Here is a 4689-nt window from a genome sequence, read left to right on the forward strand (position 1 = left end):
GGAGAAAGCGGGCGCTTCGGTGGCCGACGCCGACACGCTGAAGGGCAGCGGCGGCGCGGGCACCGGCCCCGCCTGGCCGGGACAGGGCGGCACGGCCGGCGCCAGCGAGGCGGAGGCCCAGCCGAAGCCCGACGCTCCGAAGGTCCGGCCCGGCGAGCCCGGCTCGCTCGACTGAGGCCTTTCCCCGGCGGCACGCGGAATGGCGGCGGCGCCACACATCCCCGGTAGCGGATGGTGGCGCCGAAGAAATCCCTTGCCGTGCCGGGGTTATGGCAACGCAATATCAAGCTCTAGGGGCTGGGTCCGCGAGTCTGGACTAGACTCAGTGGTCAGGGCCCAGCCAGGACGGGAAGGAGGTGCCACATGACCGCTCCGCTCGCCCTCGGACGCCGGGAGAAGGCGTCCAATCCCCTCGACGTGATGGAGCAGATCGTCGTCGCCAACGACTGGGCGTTCGACCGTCGCTCCTCCGGCGAAATGGCCGCCGAGGCCCCGGGGAAGTGGTGCGACTACGGGCTGCATTTCGCGTGGTCTTCCGAAATCAGCGCCATGCACTTCACCTGCGCCTTCGACATGAAGGTGCCGCCGGAGGCCCGCGGCAAGCTCTTCGAGCTGCTGGCCCTGGCCAACGAGAAGCTCTGGATCGGCCATTTCGGGATCGAGGGCGACGACGGCACCCCGGTCTTCCGGCACTCGGTGCTGCTGCGCGGCGCCCCCGGTGCCTCGGCGGAAAGCCTGGAGGACATGGTGGACATCGCCCTGACGGAGTGCGAGCGTTTCTTTCCGGCCTTCCAGCTCGTGCTGTGGGGCGGCCGTGGCGCCGAGGACGCGCTGCAGGCCGCCATGCTCGACTGCCTCGGGGAGGCCTGACGCGATGTGAGGAGGTTCCATGAGCGAGGCGCTGCCGCCCGTCCTGCTGGTTGGCTATGGCAAGATGGGGGGGGCGATGCTGACGGGCTGGCTGGCCCGCGGCATCGACGAGGCCATCGCCGTGGACCCCCATGCTTCCGAGGCTCCGGCCGGGCTTCGCCTGCTGCCGGAGCCCGGCGCCCTGCCGCCGGAATTCCGCCCTGCCGCAGTGGTGCTGGCGGTGAAGCCGCAGATGGCGGCCGAGACCCTGCCCGCCTATGCCCGCTTCGCGAAGGCGGGGGCCGTCTTCGTGTCCATCATGGCCGGCCAGACCGAGGCCGGGATCGAGCGCCTGCTCGGCGGCGAGGCCGCGGTGGTGCGCGCCATGCCCAATACTCCGGCCGCGGTCGGCCAGGGCTTCACCGCCGGTTTCGCCGGGGCGCGGGTGACGGGGGCGCAGAAGACCCTCGCGGATGCCCTGTTGCGCGCCGTGGGCGAGGTCGCCTGGGTGGAGGAGGAAGCGCAGCTCGATGCCGTCACCGCCGTCTCGGGCGGCGGGCCGGCCTATGTCTTCCTGCTGGCGGAGCTCCTGGAGAAGGCGGCGGTCGAGCAGGGCCTGCCCGCCGACCTGGCGCGGCGCATGGCCCGCGCCACCGTCTCCGGCGCGGGCTCCCTGCTGGCGCGGAGCGATGAGGATGCCGCCGTGCTCCGGCGCAACGTGACCAGCCCGAAGGGTACCACGGAACGGGCCCTGGCCGTGCTGATGGCCGAGGATGCCTGGCCTGCCCTGGTGTCCCGCGCCATCGCCGCCGCGACGACACGCTCGCGCGAGCTTTCCGCGTGAGCGGCCGCCTCATGGCTCAGGGGCTTTCACGGAGGCCTTCACGACTGCACGGGCCGGCATGGCCCGGGCTTGGCGCGCCCGCCACGCAGGACAAATTGTGGTCCCATGCAGAATCCCGCTGACCCCCCCTTCCTGCCCGCCGGCCCCGCCTTCGACGAGGCGAGGGTCCTCGATGCGCTCTGGCAGGTCGTGGCCACGCGCGGCTGGCACGGCGTGACCTTCGCCCGCATCGCCGCCGAGAGTGGGGTGGGCCTCGATTCGCTGCGGTCGCACTATGGCACGCCGATGGCGCTGCTGGCCGCCCATGGCCGCGCCGTTGACCGGCAGGTGCTCTCCACCACCATCCCCGGCCAGGGCGGCTCGGCCCGCGACCGGATCTTCGACCTGCTGATGCGCCGCTTCGACGCGCTGCAGCCGCATCGGGCCGGCATCCTGCGACTCCAGGCCGACCTGCGCCGGCATCCGCTTCTCGCCCTCTCCCTCTCGCCCCTGCTGATGGCCTCCATGGCCTGGACGCTGGAAGGGGCGGAGGTCGATACCTCCGGCATGCGCGGGCTGATGCGCGTGCAGGGGCTCGCCGGCGTCTGGCTCGCGGCCTCCCGCAGCTGGGCGGACGACAACAGCCTGGATCTGGGGCCGACCATGGCGGCGCTGGACAAGGCGCTGGACCGTGCGGAGCAGATCGCACGCACGCTGCGCCTGGATGACGGCGATCTTTCCGCGGCCGGCCATGGCGGAATCGTTCCGGGCCAGGATGCAGCACCATCGCCACCAGCCGGCACGGACCCTATGCTGGGTTAGCGCGATCCCTGGGCGGACCTGGCTGTCGCGCTCCCTTTCCGAAGGAGGAACCACAACATGGCTAAGTCCCCCACCCCGCCGGGCGATCTGGATCCGTTCCGCGAATCCATGAAGATCTTCTCCGACATGCGCTTTGGCGCCATGCCCGACCTGGAGGGCCTGGCGGCGGCGCAGCGGCGCAACCTGGAAGCCCTTTCCGCCGCGAACCGCGTGGCGCTCGAGGGCGCCCAGGCCGTGGCCAAGCGGCACATGGAGATCATGCAGCAGTCCATGGCCGAGATGACGGACGCCATGCGCTCCGTCACCGAGCAGGGCGACCCGAAGGAGAAGGCCGCGCGGCAGGCGGAGATCCTGAAGGCCACCTATGAGCGGGCGGTCTCCAACATCCGCGAGCTGGCCGACCTGATCCAGAAGTCGAATGGCGAGGCGCTGAACCTGCTCAACCGCCGCTTCACCGAAGCGATGGACGAGGTCAAGTCCATCATGTCCAACAAGGGCTGACAGCAAGCGAAGCCGCCCTTCGATGGGGAAGAGACCGGTCCTGGCATGGAACAGGGCCGGTCATGCGGTCGCGCCGCACCGCGCGCGGCATCATTCCGGACGCCCGGGTTCCTCCCGCCGGGCACCGTCCAGCAGCGCCTCCCGCTTTTCCCGGGCCAGCCGGTCCGCGGCCTTCTGGGCGCCGGTGCGGCCGTGGCGGATGCGGTTCTCCGCAGCCTTCGCCTCCTTTTCCGTCTTGTCCCTGGCCTTCCGGACCTGACGGAGATTCACGACATCGCCCATGACGCCAGGATAATGCATGCGGGGGCGCCGTGGAATCACCCGGGTCCACGACAACCGGGCTCGTGACAGACGGCCCGAAAGCACGCAAGACTGGCAGTGAATGGCGCCACGCAGCGTGGCACGGGCATCCGGCCCAGCGACAGGACCGCACAGCATGCAGATCGAACTGACCGCCAGGGATGGGCACCGCTTCTCCGCCTACCGCACCGGCCCGGAGGATGCCGCCCGCGGGCTGGTGGTCGTGCAGGAGATCTTCGGGGTCAACGGCCATATGCGCCATGTCAGCGACCATTTCGGCGCACTGGGCTACGCGGTGGTCTGCCCGGCGCTGTTTGACCGTGCCGAGCGGGGCGTGGAGCTCGGCTATGCCAAGGAGGACGTCCAGCGCGGCCTGGCCCTGCGCGCGCGGATCGCGGAGGACGCCGTTCTGGCCGATATCCAGGCCGCCGCCGATGCCCTGCCGGCGGGGGCCCGGCGCGGGATCGTCGGCTATTGCTGGGGCGGCACCATCGCCTGGTGGGGCGCGACACGCATGACAGGCTTCTCGGCCGCGGTGGGCTATTATGGCGGCGGCATCGTGGCGAGCCGCGAAGCGACGCCGAACTGCCCCGTGCAGCTGCATTTCGGGGCGGAGGACCATGGTATCCCGCTCACCGATGTGGAGGCCATCCGGGCCGCGCAGCCCGGGATCGAGGTCTTTGTCTATCCCGGCGCGGGCCATGGCTTCGCCTGCGAGGAACGCGCCTCCTTCAGCGCGCCCACTGCCTCGGTGGCGGCGGAGCGCACCCGGATCTTCCTCGACAAGGCCCTGCCCGCATGATCATGCGCTTCGTCATCTGCTTCGCGCTGCTCGGGCTGCTGGTCTGGATTCCCATGGCCTCCCCGCAAGGCTTCGGCGACGCGCCGGTCCTCATGGTGGGCGTGCTTTTCCTGGCGACGCTGCTGCTCGCCTGGCGGCGGCACCCCACGGACGATTGATGCGGGAGGCGGCGCGGCCGGGGTCTGGCCACCGCGCCTGCTGGTTTCCCCGGGAAGGCACCCCTCGCCCACGGCACATGGCGGAACCGCCGCCGTGCGCCGGGGGCGAGCCGGATCGTCAGCTCAGCACGCGGTGGAAGCGGATCGATGAGTTCTCGAATCCCAGCGCGCGGTAGAAGGCATGGGCGTCGTCGCGGCCCAGCCGCGTGGTCAGCTCCAGCCGCCCGCAGCCCCAGCCCCGGGCGGTGTCCAGGGCGGCATCCACCAGCCTGCGGCCGATGCCGCGCCCACGCGCGCCCTCGTCCACCACCAGGCTGGTGATCCGCGCATCGGGAGTCGGACGGTGCAGCATGGGGGACTGGTTCATGGCCATGACGCCCAGCACCTGCCCCTGTCTCTTGATCACATCTACGCACAGCTCCACCGTAAGGCGA

At 71.0% G+C, this 4689-nt stretch carries 8 protein-coding genes; 6 read left to right on the forward strand and 2 right to left on the reverse strand.

Annotated elements, in window-relative coordinates; translation table 11 throughout:
- Positions 1–363 precede the first annotated feature (363 nt).
- The 4 genes from ROTAS13_RS19710 to ROTAS13_RS19725 all read left to right on the forward strand — a co-directional run bounded on the left by ROTAS13_RS19710 (position 364) and on the right by ROTAS13_RS19725 (position 2995).
- Positions 364–870: a YbjN domain-containing protein gene (locus tag ROTAS13_RS19710; RefSeq protein ID WP_019459675.1), complete on the forward strand. Its 507-nt coding sequence runs from the start codon at positions 364–366 to the stop codon at positions 868–870.
- 19 nt (positions 871–889) lie between these two features.
- Positions 890–1693 (forward strand): pyrroline-5-carboxylate reductase, encoded by an 804-nt coding sequence (gene proC, locus ROTAS13_RS19715; RefSeq protein ID WP_058389140.1) that lies wholly within the window; start codon positions 890–892, stop codon positions 1691–1693.
- A 105-nt stretch (positions 1694–1798) separates the two neighbouring features.
- Complete coding sequence (locus ROTAS13_RS19720; RefSeq protein ID WP_075823176.1) at positions 1799–2494, forward strand: TetR/AcrR family transcriptional regulator; 696 nt, start codon at positions 1799–1801, stop codon at positions 2492–2494.
- A 57-nt stretch (positions 2495–2551) separates the two neighbouring features.
- Positions 2552–2995, forward strand: coding sequence for a phasin family protein (locus ROTAS13_RS19725; protein ID WP_019459672.1), 444 nt, complete (start codon positions 2552–2554; stop codon positions 2993–2995).
- Between the two features lie 90 nt (positions 2996–3085).
- Here the strand turns inward: ROTAS13_RS19725 and ROTAS13_RS19730 are convergent, their stop codons facing one another.
- On the reverse strand, positions 3086–3295 hold the full coding sequence (locus ROTAS13_RS19730) for a DUF4169 family protein (protein ID WP_226946025.1): 210 nt from the start codon (positions 3293–3295) through the stop codon (positions 3086–3088).
- Between the two features lie 136 nt (positions 3296–3431).
- On the opposite strand from ROTAS13_RS19730, the gene ROTAS13_RS19735 reads away from it, so the two are divergent.
- Both ROTAS13_RS19735 and ROTAS13_RS27365 read left to right on the forward strand, forming a co-directional pair.
- Entirely contained in the window at positions 3432–4097 is a 666-nt protein-coding gene (locus ROTAS13_RS19735) for a dienelactone hydrolase family protein (protein WP_075823177.1), read from the forward strand.
- On the forward strand, positions 4094–4255 hold the full coding sequence (locus ROTAS13_RS27365) for a hypothetical protein (RefSeq protein ID WP_171979168.1): 162 nt from the start codon (positions 4094–4096) through the stop codon (positions 4253–4255). Before ROTAS13_RS19735 ends, ROTAS13_RS27365 begins: the two co-directional genes overlap by 4 nt.
- A gap of 118 nt (positions 4256–4373) precedes the next feature.
- Here the strand turns inward: ROTAS13_RS27365 and ROTAS13_RS19740 are convergent.
- Positions 4374–4689, reverse strand: a 316-nt coding sequence (locus ROTAS13_RS19740; protein WP_139323447.1) for a GNAT family N-acetyltransferase, incomplete at its 5' end; no start/stop codon positions are given.

It is taken from the genome of Roseomonas sp. TAS13 (assembly GCF_001950415.1).
Lineage (GTDB): Bacteria > Pseudomonadota > Alphaproteobacteria > Acetobacterales > Acetobacteraceae > Roseomonas > Roseomonas mucosa.

Excerpts from the sequence above, each read along its gene's own strand:
- ROTAS13_RS19735 (WP_075823177.1), top strand. The coding sequence starts at position 3,432 with ATGCAGATCGAACTGACCGCCAGGGATGGGCACCGCTTCTCCGCCTAC.
- ROTAS13_RS19710 (WP_019459675.1), top strand. The coding sequence starts at position 364 with ATGACCGCTCCGCTCGCCCTCGGACGCCGGGAGAAGGCGTCCAATCCC.
- ROTAS13_RS19720 (WP_075823176.1), top strand. The coding sequence starts at position 1,799 with ATGCAGAATCCCGCTGACCCCCCCTTCCTGCCCGCCGGCCCCGCCTTC.
- ROTAS13_RS19725 (WP_019459672.1), top strand. The coding sequence starts at position 2,552 with ATGGCTAAGTCCCCCACCCCGCCGGGCGATCTGGATCCGTTCCGCGAA.
- ROTAS13_RS27365 (WP_171979168.1), top strand. The coding sequence starts at position 4,094 with ATGATCATGCGCTTCGTCATCTGCTTCGCGCTGCTCGGGCTGCTGGTC.
- proC (WP_058389140.1), top strand. The coding sequence starts at position 890 with ATGAGCGAGGCGCTGCCGCCCGTCCTGCTGGTTGGCTATGGCAAGATG.
- ROTAS13_RS19730 (WP_226946025.1), bottom strand. The coding sequence starts at position 3,295 with ATGCATTATCCTGGCGTCATGGGCGATGTCGTGAATCTCCGTCAGGTC.